Genomic DNA, 15,240 nt, shown 5'->3' with positions numbered 1-15,240 from the left:
ACGCACCGCAGCACTGACGCACCGCATCCACGATCCTTCAGAGTGACGCATGAGCCCGGCCCCATCTGAATCACAACCGCTCGCCGCAACGCCGCTGGACCGTTGGCATCGCAGTGCCGGCGCCAAAATGGTCCCGTTTGCCGGCTACGAAATGCCGATCCAGTACGACTCGATCGTCAGTGAGCACACGGCTTGTCGTACCGCTGCGGCGCTGTTCGACGTTTCTCACATGGGGCGTTTGCGATTCGACGGCCAGGGCAGTGCGGAATTGCTGGACCGCTTGTTGACACGCCGCGTCACGGATCTGCCGATCGGCGGTGTGCGTTACGCAATGGTTTGCAACCCTGACGGGGGCGTGTTGGATGACGTGTTGGTGTCGCATCTCAAAACGCCCAGCGAAACTCAGTATCACTTTCTGGTGGTCAACGCATCGAATCGCGCCAAGATCGTCCAGTGGATCAAGCAGCATCTGGATGATTTCCCCCGGGTCACGTTTTCCGATCGCACGGAATTGACCGCGATGATTGCCGTGCAGGGGCCGTTGGCAATGGAAACGTGCAAGCGGCTGTTCACGTTTGACCCCACGCGGTTGAAGTATTACCAAGCCCGAATCACGGACCAATTTTCAAAACCGGTGATTGTCAGTCGCACCGGATACACCGGCGAAGACGGGATCGAATTGGTGGTGCGGGCCGAAGACGCCAATCGGGTTTGGGAGAATATTTTGTTGGCCGGGCGAGATCTGGGGTTTGCCGCTGCCGGGTTGGGGGCTCGCGACACCTTGCGGATGGAAGCCGGAATGCCCTTGTACGGTCATGAGCTGAACGAGTCGATCGATCCGATTTCGGCGGGTTTAGGGTTTGCCTGTAATTTCAAAGACCGCGACTTCATCGGCCGCGATGCGATTGCCCAAGTCAAAGCGGACGGTGTGAAACAAGTCCGGATCGGATTGTTGCCGGCTGGAAAGCGTCCGGCGCGCGAGGGTTCGATCGTTTTGGATTCCGACGGCACGGCGATCGGGACGATCACGAGCGGTGGTCCGTCGCCCACACTGGGGCGCCCGATCGCGATGGCGATGGTCGATGCCGACAAAGCCGACCAGTCAGACTATGAAATCGACATTCGCGGTAAACGGTCGCCGGCGACGCTTACTAAGTTGCCGTTCTACCGTCGCGCTAAAACCAACTGAACCGATTCACCTGATTTCAATTCATCCATTACCCCCTCGATAAGGAATCGACAACGTGTCACGCGACAAGAGCAAACTACTGTATGCCGAGACTCATGAGTGGGTCGACATCAGCGAAGACGGCGGTCAAAAAATCGCGACCATCGGTATTTCGGGCTTCGCCATCGAACAACTCAACGATCTGGTCTACATGGACCTTCCCGAAGTTGGCAAGCAGCTCGGTGCCGGCGATGAATTCGGTGAAGTCGAATCGGTCAAAGCGGTCAGCCCGTTGTACAGCCCGGTCGGGGGCGAAGTGATCGATGTCCACAGCGATTTGCCGGACAACTTAGACGGGCTGAATGACGACCCGTACGACTATGGATGGATCATTAAAGTCAAGGTTGATGACGACTCGGCACTCGGTTCCTTGATGGACCATGCCGCCTACCAAAAGCAGTGCTCCGAATCCGGTTGATCGCGACCGGGATTGACGACTGACTCCGATTTTCCACTCTACTTTCTAGACACTCCATGAACGGTTACCTGTTCCATACCGAGGACGATCGACGCGAAATGTTGCGCGCGATCGGTGCCACATCGATTCAAGAGATCATCGATGTTCAAGTCCCTGCGGCGTTGCAGATGAAACGCCCGTTGGATTTGCCAGCGGCGGCCGACGAAATGTCGCTGGAGCGAGATTTGCGCCGACTCTCTGCGGGCAACGCGTCGGTGTCGAGCCACATCTGCTTCATGGGTGGTGGTGCCTATGACCACTTCATACCGGCGGTGGTCGATGAAATGGCTTCGCGTGGCGAGTACTACACGTCGTACACGCCCTATCAAGCGGAAGTCAGCCAGGGCAACCTGCAGGTGATGTTTGAGTACGAGACGCTGGTCAGCCAGATCACCGGATTGGACGTCAGCAATGCCAGTTTGTACGACGGCGGTTCGGCCGCCACCGAAGCCGTCTTGATGGCGTTGTCGATCGTCAAAAAACGCTCCAAGGTGATCACCAGTGACGCGGTGCACCCGGAATACCGTGACATCTTGGAAGCCTATCTGCAAAACATTGATGCCGAACTGGTCGTTGTGCCGTCGGGTGAATCGGGGACCAGCGAAGCGTTGATCGACGCGATCGATGACCAGACCGCATGTGTCTTGGTTCAGCACCCCAATTTTTATGGGCGACTGGAACAGGTTCAGCAGATCGCGGATGCCGCGCATGCCGCCGGCGCGCTGGTGATTCAGTCGTTTGATCCGATCAGTGTCGGACTGCTGAAACGACCCGGTGACCTGGGTGTCGACATCGCGGTTGCCGAAGGCCAGTGTCTGGGTAATCCGCTGCAGTATGGCGGACCCTATCTAGGGATCATCGCCTGTCGCAAAGAGTTGATGCGACGGATGCCGGGACGGATTGCCGGCCAGACCACCGATCGCCGCGGCAAACGCTGTTGGGTGTTGACCTTGCAAACTCGTGAACAGCATATCCGTCGCGAGAAAGCGACCAGCAATATCTGTAGCAATCAGACACTGCTGGCGCTGCGGGCAACCGTTTACCTGAGCCTGCTAGGGCCACAGGGTTTGAAGGAGACCGCCGAACATTGTGTGGTCAAAACCAATCTGGCACGTGAGCGGTTTGCGGCCAGTGAACGATTCGAATTGGTCCACGCCGGGCCGGTGTTCAAAGAGTTCTTGGTACGTGACCGCGAAAATGATGTCGAAGCATTGTTGAACCATGCCCAGGATCAGGGGGTGTTGGCCGGTGTGCCGTTGGCACCGATGGATTCACAGTATTCGGATTGTTTTCTGGTGGCCGTCACCGAGAAACGAACCGAGGCGGAACTGGATCGCTTGATGGAAGTGATCGAGTCGGCTTCGGCGGCGCGATCGAACCAGCTGGCGCAAACCCTCTAAGGAACCCTTCCAATGCGAAACCAACAAGCCACCAAACTACTGTTTGAAATGAGTCGCAGCGGTCGCCGGGCACATCATTTGCCGGCACTGCCGACCACTGCGGAATCAGCCACATCGCTGTTGCCAGCCGACCAGCTGGCCGACGCGCCGCCGCCGTTGCCGGAACTGGCCGAAGGCGACGTCGTCCGTCACTTTGTGAATTTGTCGACGTTGAACATGAGCGTCGACACGCACTTCTATCCGCTCGGGTCGTGCACGATGAAATACAACCCCAAGCGGAACGAGCGAATGGCTTCGCTGCCGGGGTTGGTCGATGTGCACCCGTTGCAAAGCGACCGGTCGATCCCCGGTGTGTTACAGATGTTGTATGAACTGCAACAGATGCTCGGCGAGATCGCCGGATTACCCGGCGTGTCGTTGCAGCCGGCTGCCGGTGCCCATGGTGAACTGACCGCGTTGTTTGTCGCCGCGGCGTACTTTGCCGAGCGCGGTGAAACCGAGCGAACGGTGGTGTTGACCGCCGATTCGGCTCACGGCACCAACCCGGCCAGCGCCCAGATCGCCGGTTTTTCCACACGGACCGTCAAGAGCGGTGCCAACGGATTGGTGGATGTCGAAGATTTGAAAAGCAAGCTGGATGACAAAACCGCCGTGTTCATGCTGACCAATCCGAACACGTTGGGGTTGTTTGATTCGCAAGTTCAGGAGATCGCCGACTTGGTGCATTCAGCGGGTGGTTTGATCTACTTGGACGGCGCCAACATGAATGCCATTCTGGGGATCACACGCCCCGGTGACTTTGGTGCGGACCTAATGCACTTCAATCCGCACAAGACGTTTTCGGGGCCGCACGGTGGCGGTGGACCGGGGGCGGGACCGATTTGTGTCCGCGATTTCTTGGCTGATTATTTGCCCGGCCCGGTCGTGGAAAAGGACGGCGATGAATACCGCTGCGTGACGCCAACCAAATCGATCGGACGCGTTCGCAGTTTCTTTGGTAACGTCGGTGTTTTGGCCCGAGCCTACATCTACATCCGCACCTACGGCAAAGAAGGGCTGCGCCGCGTCAGCGAAGACGCCTTGTTGGGTGCCAACTACCTGCTCAGCAAAGTCCGGCACATCTTGGATGTTCCTCACGGTGATCGATGCATGCACGAATTCGTGGCCTCGGCGACGCGGTTGCGAAAAGAAAAGCATTTGTCGGCGATGGATTTGGCCAAGCGGTTGTTGGACTATGGGTTCCATGCGCCGACGGTTTATTTCCCATTGGTCGTCGATGAAGCCGTGATGGTGGAACCGACCGAGACCGAGAGCAAAGAGACGCTCGATGCGTTTGCCGAGGCGCTGTTCCGAATCACTGAAGAAACGGGCGACACCATCGAACTGGCACCGCATTCGACCGTGATCAGTCGTCCCGACGATGTGGCAGCGGCGCGGAAGCCGATCTTGCGTTGGAACAGCGAGGAATCATGACGCTGGGGGCACGCGGTCGGTTGTTGTTGCCCGAGCCGGGATCAGCGGCCGGGAACATGTCGCTGGACCAAGCGATTCTGGAGTCTGTCGACAGTGCGGCGGTCGCGGGCGCCGCGGGGATTGGCGGTGTTGCGACAGAACCGACGCTACGGTTTTACACCTGGGCATCGCCGACATTGTCGTTGGGCTATTTCCAGTCGCATCGCGACTCGTCGCCTCGGTTTCAGACGCTCGAGCGGGTGCGGCGATCGACCGGCGGCGGCGCGATTTTGCATCATCATGAGTTGACCTACAGTTTGACCGTCCCGGTCCCAGCCCGCGATCACGGGGCGCGGACGGAGTTGTATCACGGCGTGCATTTAGCGATCGCGTCGGTGTTAAGCCAGTTTGGCGTGACCGCACGCCGTTATGGTGACGGCCATCCGCGCTGGCCTGGGGAGGACTCGTTCTTGTGCTTTCAGCGACGCACCGCCGAAGATTTGATCGTCAGCGGCTACAAGGTCCTGGGCAGTGCCCAGCGCCGCAGCAAACGCGCGGTCTTGCAGCACGGCAGTCTGCTGCTGCGTGCCAGTGAGTTCGCACCGGAATTACCCGGTGTCTTTGATCTGACCTCGGTGCAAATCGAACACGGGGATCTGGTGCAGCGACTGAGCCAGCAGATCGGAGCCTTGCTGGCGGTGAACTTCCAGACAGGTGCGGCGAGCGATTCAGAGCGATCAAGGGCAGAGGAAATCACGGCTCAGCGGTTTTCCTCCCCGGCGTGGTGGTCACGACGCTAGCGGCCCGGACCGCCTCATCAAGGCCAGCTAGATTGCAGGATTCAGTGAGACCGCCGCGGCAAATGAGGGTTGGATTCAAGTCGACCGGGGCACTGATTGGGTTTTTCCGACTGTTTCACCGCGGCGGCCAAGCACTAGGCGGCGAAATAAGATAGGGTTCAGGCAGCGACCGGTGACGATGATCGAGTCTGCAATCCATTGCAGGTCACAGGATCATCACAGCAAACTCTGCTTGAAAACCCTGCTGCAGGTGGGTTGATGGAGTGGGTTGAGAGATCGCAAAACATGCATTACGGCATTTTCTCAGCCAGTGCAACTGTTTACAATGTGTACAAGCCCAGGTGGCAATGTCGCGTGGATTTTGAATGATTGCAATTCAATTTCTGCCCGCAAAGCGTCCGGCTTGCGAGTTACAACCGTGGTCAGCGGAAGGAAAGATAGGAACAGGTGCCGTATGCAAGTGAAGCTCAAGGTCATGACGGGGAGTCACGAAGGGACGGAGATCCCAATCAGCGGCGACAAGTTCTTGATTGGTCGCAGTGAATCGTGCCAATTACGTCCCAAGAGTGACTCGATCAGCCGCAAGCACTGCATTCTGGTGATTCGCGATGGCCGCGTCCTGATTCAAGACTTGAAAAGTCGCAACGGGACTTATGTCAACGAAAAACGTTTGCCGAGCGATCGGGCAAAAGTCCTGTCGGCCGGCGATGCGTTGAAGATCGGCAAGTTGCTATTCGAAGTCGTGATCGAACACGGACTGAAAGGCAATAAGAAACCGCAAGTCGTTGATGTCGGTGACGCCGCAGCGCGAACGGTCAAAGACAGCGACAGCCGGTTCGAAGAGGTCGATGTGACCGGTTGGCTCGACGAAGCGGATCAGATCGATCGGGTTCGTAAGTTGTCTGATCCCGACACCCGCCAATTCCGTGTCGATGATCTAAAAAAGGCCGAAGAGGAAGCTTCCGAGGGCGAACCGTCCAGCGACAGCACGGACTTGTCGGTCAATGATAGTTCGTTACTAGAACGCTTACGCGATCAGAAAAAAGCCAAGAAGGGCAAGTTGCCTGAGGGGCTAAAGAAAAATATCACCGACGATTCGAAAGCTGCCGCCGATGACGCGTTGAAGCGTTTCTTCAGTGGCAGGTAGCCTTCGATTCACCGCTTGATCACCCGAGCAACAGAAGGACGGATTGCAGTGGGACGGATTCATCAATCAGCAGATTCGCCGGCGGCCCCCTCTGAATGGGAGATCAGTGGAGTGGGGTTTGATTCCAATGCAGTCCTAGCGCGACGGATTGTTGACCAAGATGCCGGTGCATTCGCCATTTTGGTGGATCGATACCATCAGTTTGTCTTCCGAATCTGTTACGGAATCCTCGGGCACCGCCAGGACGCCGAGGACGCGACGCAAGAAACATTCAGCCGTGTTGCTCGCTATTTGGATCGATGGGATCCGCGCCGTCCGTTGGAGCCCTGGCTGGCAACGGTTGCCGGAAATCGATCCCGCAGCCAGTTGGCACAGCGCCGCTCGTTCACGCCGCTGACCGCGGTCGAAGAGCCTCATTCATTGTCCACGCCGCAGGCTCAAGCGGCTCAAGCGATGCGGGAGGAAATCACGTTGGCCCTTGCGCAGTTGCCGATCCGTCAACGGGTGGCCTTTCGATGCTTTCACGAACAAGCCATGTCGCATGCGGAGATTGCACGCAAACTGGGGTGTCCGGTCGGCACCGTCAAGACATTGGTCCATCGCGCGCGGGTGAGTATTGTCGATCAATTGCAACGACGTGACGTTGTTTCGGGAGCAACATCCACGGGGGACTCGTCATGAGATGCGAACAGTTTCAGCAGCGAATGGACCAATTGTTGGACCAACGCAGAGAGCTGCGTGGCGATCGACCGCTGCACCAACATGCCCAGCGCTGTGCCGAATGTCAGCGACGGTTGGATCTGTGGTGCAAAATCAATCAAGCGTTGGCGTTTCAGGATCCGGAGGCTGATAGCGCCGCCGGTTCAGTGACGCCGGTCGCGGTCCGTCATCGCCAACGAATCGTTCACAGGATTGCCACAGCAGCAGCGATTTTGGTTGCATCGCTTGCCGGATGGATGGCGGTGTCCGATTCATCGTCGCAGAAAATTGCGTCACCAGTCGAGCTCGCGCAGCCGATCGCGGCGCAGCAGCCCGGTCACAGTGGTTCGCTGATCGATGCGGAGACCGATTCGGTTGCGGCGGGCCAGCCCAGCGAACTGGCGCGGCAGTCCCAGCAGTGGTGGGATGTCGTCCAGGACGACAGCTGGGTTGATCGGACAATACCGGCTGTCAATTCCGTTCGCTACGGCGTCGCCCCGATCGGGCGAACCATGCGACGAGCTTTCACTATCTTGATGATCCAGGCGGAAACGGCATCGCCACTCCGGTCACCGGTCGGCACGTCAGACGCACCGGTGATCCCGTTCAAAGAACAGACATCCGTCGGCAATTCATGGCGACTCGATGACAGGTTGGTCTAGATCAGGACAACGCAAACGCGAGCGAGTGGATCGCCTGTTCGGGCATTTTGAAGTTTTGCTGACGCGTCGGGGCATTGGTTTTTGATAACCCGACGCGTCAGCGAGGGATCTCGTTAACACTCTAAATCCCTCGCTCACGCTTCGGGTTGCGATACAAACGCCACTTCAAAACTCATGCGTCGCGCTTGTGATTTAGTGCCGCGTGTTCCTACCGAGGTCTTGGAATGAACGATCAACCCCATCGACACGACTCCAAGCGTCGCGTTGCGATTCGCTATCGCGGTCTCGGCGGGCCGGTGGTGTTGGCCGTGATCGCGTTCTGCTGCTCGGCGGCGGTGCTGCGAGCAGACGAGCGGGTGGTGCTCAAGAGCGGGATCGCACTGCAGGGGCTGATGACTGAAATCGCATCGCTGAACGAAAATCCGTTCCAAGCGGGCGGCCGAGGCGAGATCAAGACGCGGCCGATTTTGTTGGTCGATGACGGGTTGCGGCGCGTGTACGTGCATCATCGTGGGATGGTAGCAGGAGCTCGCCAGGACGTTCGCGGGGTTGAACGCACGATCGAATTGAAACAGGCCGTGCCGCTCGGTGGCAAGGCGGTGCAAGGAATCGGCGACATCTTGGGGGCGACGGATTTCAACAGTTACGGGCGCCGCACGCTGAGCGTCCGCGGTCCTGAGGGCACTGCGATCGAAATCGATCAGGGCATCACGGAACTCAATGCCCGCTACGCCAAACTCGAAGCGCTCAAAGCCAAGCCGGCGTATCAATGGGACATGCGAGTGGCGACCAGTTCGATCATGCCTCAGACGTTGCAAGCGATCTTTCGCCAACGCATCGATCAAGCGGACTATGACCAACGTCTGATGGTGGTCCGGTTCTTTATTGAATCCGGGCGGCTGCGGGTTGCCGAAGAAGAACTCAGTCGCACCATCCGTGACTTTCCCGACCAGAAAGACATGGAGGCTCAGTTGATCGGCATTGTCCAGGGCCAGGCCAGGCAGTTGATCGACGAAGCGGTTCGTCGTGCCGAGGTGGGGCAAGTCGACTATGCAAGGCAGGTGTTCAGCCGGTTCCCGATGGACGCGGTTGGCAGTACCACGCGTGAGCGGGTCAAGATCGCGTTGGAAAAACTGGATGAAACCGATCAACAGGTCGCTTCATTGCTCGACTCGTTAGCTAAAGACATTGCTCAGTTACCTGCAGAACAGTTGCTGCCTGCACAGCGTGATTCGCTACAGGACATTTTGCAGGAGATCACCAGTGGGCTCTCCGCTGCGACACTGCGGCGGTTAAGCGATTACTCGCGTCTGCGTGATTCCGCGACGGTGCCGCTGGAGAACCGTGTCGCTTTGGCGGTCGCCGGGTGGTTGATGGGCGCCGGTTCGGGAGAGCAGAACTTGATCGTGGCGACCGCCTTGATTCAAGTCCGAGACTTGGTGGCGGAGTACTTGGGGACGGCTGACGCGAACCGTCGACTCGCGATTCTAGAGACGTTGAAGACGATCGAGGGTGCTCAAATTGAATATGTCGATCGCCTGTTGCCGATGTTGGCTCCGGTGAAGTCATGGCCCGACGATTCGCAGCATCCTGATATCCCAGGCTGTTATCAAATCAACCAGGATGCGGACTATGTGATCCAATTGCCTCCGGAATATGACCCCCTGCGTGAATATCCCTGTCTGGTCGTATTGTCGCCACCGAGCGCGCCGCCGGGATTGGAATTGGCATGGTGGGCGGGTGACTTTGATGCCGCGCAAAACGCGCGTTCGGGGCACGCCATGCGCAACGGCTACATCGTCGTGGCACCGAATTGGTCTCGCCAGGGACAGCGCGAATATGAATACACACCGCGAGAACACCACGCGGTGTTGTCAGCGCTACGACATGCCATGCGACATGCATCGATCGATGCGGATCGCGTGTTTTTGGCCGGTCATGGCGAGGGGGCGACCGCGGCATGGGACATCGCGCTTTCACACCCGGACCACTGGGCGGGAATGATCAGCGTCAATGGCGAACCCTCCAAAACCATCCAGCACTATTTCCCCAACGCCCGCCACGTCCCGCTGTACTTTGTGATGGGTGAATTGTCTGGCCCCACACCGCCGTTGATTCGCATGGGGCCGGTCTTGGACGATTACATGCACGTCAACAACGACGCCACGGTGGTGATGTATCGCGGGCGTGGTCGTGAAAGTTTTTACGAGGAGATCCCCGAGCTGTTTCACTGGATGGGAGCCAGTATGCATTCGCGTGCGCCGATTCCCCAAGAGTTTGAGACGCGGACCATGCGGCGAGGGGATCAATATTTTTGGTGGTTGGAACTGGGGCCACTCAAGCCGCTGGTCGATCTGAACCCCGTGCTCTGGGATCAAGAGGATCGCAAACGGGCTGGCACCGTCACGGGCACGATCGGCGGCGGAAATCAAATTCGATTGTCCGGGCCAGCGGACAGTTTCACCGTCTGTCTACGTCCTGGGATGGGAGTTGATATGAATCAGCAAATTGTGATTCGTTACGGAAGTGCTCCCAGTTACCATGAATTTGACGGGGACTTGCAGACGATTCTGGAGGACACACGGCAGCGGGCGGACCGAAAAAGGCCGTTCTGGATGCGGATTTCGGTTCCCTAGGGACCGGAGCACGCCCTTACCCTTTCATGGATGGCGTTCTCCCCTAGGGGAGTGGTAGAGGTAGGCATTCCTTGTTGGCTCGGATTGGCAATAATCTAACAGTGACAGCGAACTCGGTTCGGCGGGCGCGGTTTGAGTGAACCAAAGGTTTTTGCTAGCCCGACGCGTCAGTTTTGAAGTTGTACTATTTCGGTAACCCGACGCGTCAGCGAGGGATTTAGGGTGTTGACGGGATCCCTCGCTCACGCGTCGGGTTACCAAAAAACAATGCCTCACGCGAAGACATAACGTCAAAAGGCCTTGGCGGGGCGCGAACCGCTAGCCGCCCTTGGGGCTCCCAAAGAGTCTCGAAGAACACATCCAAACGATTCTCAGAAAATTGAGGCACCTACATTGACCGGCCCAGGCGATCTTGAAATCCGCTCCCCCGCTGACGGAAACCCCGTCGGCGGCTCGGAAATCATTGCGCTTGGACCGGACGACTTTCAGCGGATCGGGCTGCATCCCAAAGAAACACGGTTGGCCGTGATCCGCCACGCCGCCAGTCGGACCGCCCGGTCGCTGGCACTCAGTCAGTTGACCACGCCCAATCCGATCACCGAACAGCAACTGTTGCGGATCGCATTGTCCACCTATCGGCTGTTGGATCCGCGACAACGTGGCGATCGCCAATCGAGGGCGCATGTCGGGCGAATTCGTCCGGGCGAATTGATTCATGCCGGGCGCGCCGCGTTTGCAGATGGTCGTGGGCTGGATCGCAGCGTCGATGACGGCGGCGTCATCGGCGGCTTGGGAGAGTCGATCACGCCTGGCGACGATGCGACCGATCAAGCCCTGGCGCTGCGCTACGACAGGGGGCCGCGGGTGGTGCCGGTCGAATCCGTGTCGCTGGCCGCAGCGGAGTACCTGTTGGAAATTCGGCCGGTCAGCAGGCTGCCTCGATTGCGGATGCAATTGCAGCGTCCGCTGACCATCGTTGCCATCATGATCGCCTTGTTAATCGCCGCCATCGCTCTTTGGAGTTGGGGACAGAGCGTGCAGTCGATGCCTGGTCCGTTGCGGCCGCCGGTCAATCAATCGGCCGAATAGGTCGCGGCCCGATCGGATCGATCGAACCAGCTAGATTGCCGGACCAAGGTTTGCAGCGGTCTATAATCTGCTGTCTTTCGTTGCCCCCTTTCTTTTTGGACGATTGTGAATGAATGTCGCGACGGCTACGCCCACGGCAACCAATTTTAAGGAACTGGTTGAGAGTGGATGGGAATCCAAAACGGTCAAGCAAGAGATTCGCGATAATTTCACGCGGATGCTTGCCGCCGGCGAAGAACTGTATCCCGGGATCGTGGGCTACGATGACACCGTCATCCCCGAAATCAATCTGGCGCTTTTGGCGGGTCATGACGTGCTGTTCCTGGGGGAAAAAGGGCAAGCCAAAAGTCGTCTGATGCGGATGCTGACACGGTTTTTGGATGAGTGGATTCCTTATATCAGCCACCCCGATTTGGCCGTCCACGAAGACCCCACCAAACCGGTCACGTCGCTGGGGCGCAAATTGGTCGCTCAGCATGATCCCGAGGACATCAAGATCGCTTGGTGGCATCGCAGCGAACGCTACGCCGAACGCCTGTCTCCGGGGACGAAGTTTGCCGACATCATCGGCGAAATTGATCCGGCGAAACTAACCGGTGGCGTCAGCATGAGCGCCGAGGAAGCGTTGTCGTTCGGATTGATTCCCCGCATGCATCGCGGCATCTTTGCGATGAACGAACTGCCCGAGTTGGATGATCTGGTGCAAGTCGGTTTGTTTAACATTCTCGAAGAACGCGACGTGCAGATTCGCGGTTATCCGATCCGCTTTGATTTAGACATTTTCATTTTGTTCTCGGCCAACCCGTCGACCTACAACCGTAGCGGCAAAGTGATTCCCCAATTGAAAGACCGCATCGGAACGATTGTGCAAACGCACTATCCGTCCGAGCGTGACCAGGGGATCGATATCTTGCGTCAGGAAGTCGGTGACGATTTGCACGGCGAGTTTCCCGTCCAGGTGCCGTACTTCATGTACCAATTGGTCGAAGAGATCACCGATCAGGCGCGAAAGAGCAAGTTCATCGATCAAGCGTCCGGCGTATCGGCTCGATTCTCGTTGGCAAATTTCCGCACGATGGTGGCTTCGGCGCGACAGCGCGGAATTTTGCATGGTGAAAAACCAGCCGTGCCGCGCATCAGCGACCTCGGCCACATCTATGCCAGCTCGCTCGGGAAATTGGAATTGGATTTGATGGGCACGCATCAGATGAGTGAACGCCAGGTGCTCGATGCGGTGGTCGCCAAAGCGATCGAGGTGGTGTTCGCCGAATACGTCGAACAACACGGGTTGGCGGAAATCGCCGAGATCTTTCGCGGCGGTGTTCGCGTGGAAGTCGGCGACCTGTTGCCCAGCAGTCAATACGCCGAACGATTGCAAAGTGTGCCGCCGGCTTGGAACTTGGCCTTCGAAGTCAACGCCAGTGAGAACGAAGCGGTGCGCGCCAGTTGTGTCGAATTTGTGCTCGCCGGTTTGTACAGCATGGATCGAATCAGCCGCGCCCAACGGCACGGAAAAATCGAGTACGAGTTTTAGTCGTCGCGATCGGTCTTCACCGTTCTCCAGCCACACATAGCAGTTTTATGTCCAAGCGTCTCGGCGGCATCATTCACGCCTATCAAAAGTATGATCCCGCTGCCTTTCCGCCGCCCTCCGAACCGCCGCCGGATCTGATTTCGCCGGCGTTCGAACAGGCATTGATGTACGGCGAGTTTCGCGAGCTGAGCGAAGAGGAATTGGCTCGTGCGGTGCGTTTGGATCCCAGCCAAATCAAGGGGCTCGGTCCCAGTATCGACTTTCTAAAAGCGATGTTGGAGGAACGGAAACGCAAGATTTTAGAGACCTATGAAACACAGGGCGTGCAAAAGAAGGCTCGCAAGGCGTTTCAACAGTCGGCCAAGGAGGTTCGAGTTCCCAAACCGCTGCTGGAAACCTATCGCCAAGCGATCAACCGCGAACAGCCCTACTTGCTCGAAGCGCTTTGGTATCGTGCCGAAGACCATCCCCAGGGTCATGGCGGCCGGCTTTCGACGGATTTGTTGAAGGTCGCTGCGCGGATGGCAGACAAACACAACATCGAAGAACTGGCCAGTAAATATGAGTTCACTGGCAACGAATCGATGTCGGTTCCCAAGGCACTGGAGATCAAACAGGAGCTCGAGAAGATTGACGAGTTGCTCAAACAACTCGAAGAAGCCGCCAAGTCCGCACAGATCGGTTTGATCGACATGGACATGCTGAGCGAGTTTGCCAATCCCAGCGACATGGAACAGCTGGAGGAGATGCGCCGGCAGGTTGAAAACATCATTCGTGAACAGGCTGAACGCCAGGGATTACAACGGGATGCCAGCGGGCAGTTTCGATTGACGCCACAAGCCTACAAGATTTTCCAAGGCCGCTTGTTGGAACGGATCTTCAGTGATCTGGCGCCCTCGCGATCGGGTCGCCACCAGGGCAATGTGGTCGGGGAAGGCGCTGTGGAACTACAGCAAACCAAACCCTATGAGTTTGGTGATTCGGTCGCCAACATGGACATTCCGCAAACCATCATCAACGCGCTGCTGCGTCAGGGTGACGAGCGACCGCTGCGATTGCACAGCGACGATATTGAAATTCACAAGACCCGCAACCATCCGAAGTGCGCGACCTGTGTGATCATGGACATGAGCGGTTCGATGCGCTACGACGGCCAGTACATGAACGTCAAACGGATGGCACTGGCGCTGCAGGGATTGATCCAATCCGAGTACCCCGGTGACTTTCTACGGTTCATCGAAATGTACACGTTCGCCAAACTTCGGTCGCCCGGTGAGATCATCAATTTGATGCCCAAACCGGTGACGATCCATGATCCTTGGGTCCGGCTGAAGGCCGATCTGAGTGACCCGGATGTCAGTGAAACACAGATCCATCCGCACTTCACTAACATTCAACGCTCGCTGCAATTGGCCCGCCAAAATCTGGCGACTTGTGACACGCCGAATCGTCAAATTGTGTTGATCACCGATGGCTTGCCCACGGCGCACTGTGAAGGCGAATGGTTGTACATGCTGTATCCGCCCGATCCGCGGACCGAACAAGCGACGATGCGTGAAGCGGCGCTGTGTAGCAAAGAGGGGATCACGATCAATATCTTCCTGGTCCCCAGTTGGTCGCAATCCGAAGAAGACATCCGCTTTGCCAGTCGATTGGCGAAGTCGACCGCCGGTCGCGTGTTCTTCACCAGCGGCAACAACCTGGACCGTTTCGTGTTGTGGGACTACGTGCAAAACAAACGCGAGATCATCGCCTGAACAAAGGTCTTGGTTGGCTTCGCGGTATTCGCCTTCGCTGGGTTCGGTCAGCTTGCGGACGTGTGATTGAGTCGCGGAGCGACGGGAGTCGCTAGCCTGGTGGCGTCAGCCCCAGGCCGTGATCGTCAAAGAACATCAACAAGCCCCGGAGGGGCGATAGAGAATGCCGTCGCTCCGCGACTGCGCGGTTGGGTGTTGCTAAATCCAGGGGTTTCACCCCTGGCTAACGAATGACATCGCTCCGCGATTGAGGGGACGGCTGGGGAACACGTGTGATTGAGGGGACGGCTGAGAAACACGTGTGATTGAGTCGCGGCTGGGGAACACGTGTGATTGAGTCGCGGAGCGACGGGAGTCGCTAGCCTGGTGGCGTCAGCCC

Annotated in this window: 12 protein-coding genes; all 12 read left to right on the top strand. The window is 57.7% G+C overall.

What is annotated here, in order from left to right; genetic code table 11:
• Positions 1-49: 49 nt before the first annotated feature.
• The 12 genes from gcvT to NHH03_RS20715 all read left to right on the top strand — a co-directional run bounded on the left by gcvT (position 50) and on the right by NHH03_RS20715 (position 14,861).
• A complete protein-coding gene (gene gcvT / locus NHH03_RS20770; RefSeq protein WP_253159242.1) occupies positions 50-1,189 on the top strand; it encodes a glycine cleavage system aminomethyltransferase GcvT in 1,140 nt (379 codons plus the stop codon).
• 55 nt (positions 1,190-1,244) lie between these two features.
• Positions 1,245-1,646 (top strand): glycine cleavage system protein GcvH, encoded by a 402-nt coding sequence (gcvH, locus tag NHH03_RS20765; protein WP_253159240.1) that lies wholly within the window; start codon positions 1,245-1,247, stop codon positions 1,644-1,646.
• A gap of 56 nt (positions 1,647-1,702) precedes the next feature.
• Positions 1,703-3,085 carry an aminomethyl-transferring glycine dehydrogenase subunit GcvPA gene (gene gcvPA, locus NHH03_RS20760; protein WP_253159238.1) on the top strand — a complete coding sequence of 461 codons (1,383 nt, stop codon included), beginning with the start codon at positions 1,703-1,705 and terminating at the stop codon, positions 3,083-3,085.
• A gap of 12 nt (positions 3,086-3,097) precedes the next feature.
• The gene (gcvPB, locus tag NHH03_RS20755) at positions 3,098-4,558 is read left to right on the top strand and encodes an aminomethyl-transferring glycine dehydrogenase subunit GcvPB (protein WP_253159236.1); all 1,461 of its coding nucleotides are present in this window, start codon (positions 3,098-3,100) and stop codon (positions 4,556-4,558) included.
• Positions 4,537-5,337 carry a lipoate--protein ligase family protein gene (locus NHH03_RS20750; RefSeq protein WP_253159234.1) on the top strand — a complete coding sequence of 267 codons (801 nt, stop codon included), beginning with the start codon at positions 4,537-4,539 and terminating at the stop codon, positions 5,335-5,337. The genes gcvPB and NHH03_RS20750 overlap by 22 nt, the downstream gene beginning before the upstream one ends.
• 454 nt (positions 5,338-5,791) lie before the next feature.
• A complete protein-coding gene (locus tag NHH03_RS20745) occupies positions 5,792-6,484 on the top strand; it encodes an FHA domain-containing protein (RefSeq protein WP_253159232.1) in 693 nt (230 codons plus the stop codon).
• A gap of 48 nt (positions 6,485-6,532) precedes the next feature.
• Positions 6,533-7,165 (top strand): RNA polymerase sigma factor, encoded by a 633-nt coding sequence (locus NHH03_RS20740; RefSeq protein WP_253159230.1) that lies wholly within the window; start codon positions 6,533-6,535, stop codon positions 7,163-7,165.
• On the top strand, positions 7,162-7,845 hold the full coding sequence (locus tag NHH03_RS20735; protein ID WP_253159228.1) for an anti-sigma factor family protein: 684 nt from the start codon (positions 7,162-7,164) through the stop codon (positions 7,843-7,845). The genes NHH03_RS20740 and NHH03_RS20735 overlap by 4 nt, the downstream gene beginning before the upstream one ends.
• 224 nt (positions 7,846-8,069) lie before the next feature.
• Positions 8,070-10,481, top strand: coding sequence for an alpha/beta hydrolase (locus tag NHH03_RS20730; RefSeq protein WP_253159226.1), 2,412 nt, complete (start codon positions 8,070-8,072; stop codon positions 10,479-10,481).
• Between the two features lie 393 nt (positions 10,482-10,874).
• Positions 10,875-11,570: a hypothetical protein gene (locus tag NHH03_RS20725; RefSeq protein WP_253159224.1), complete on the top strand. Its 696-nt coding sequence runs from the start codon at positions 10,875-10,877 to the stop codon at positions 11,568-11,570.
• A gap of 109 nt (positions 11,571-11,679) precedes the next feature.
• The gene (locus NHH03_RS20720) at positions 11,680-13,104 is read left to right on the top strand and encodes a magnesium chelatase (RefSeq protein ID WP_253159223.1); all 1,425 of its coding nucleotides are present in this window, start codon (positions 11,680-11,682) and stop codon (positions 13,102-13,104) included.
• Positions 13,105-13,151: 47 nt separating this feature from the next.
• Positions 13,152-14,861 (top strand): hypothetical protein, encoded by a 1,710-nt coding sequence (locus NHH03_RS20715; protein ID WP_253159221.1) that lies wholly within the window; start codon positions 13,152-13,154, stop codon positions 14,859-14,861.
• The last annotated feature ends 379 nt before the right edge of the window (positions 14,862-15,240 follow it).

It is taken from the genome of Stieleria tagensis, from assembly GCF_024129865.1.
Lineage (GTDB): Bacteria > Planctomycetota > Planctomycetia > Pirellulales > Pirellulaceae > Stieleria > Stieleria tagensis.
This window is presented reverse-complemented; position numbering and strand designations above follow the sequence as displayed.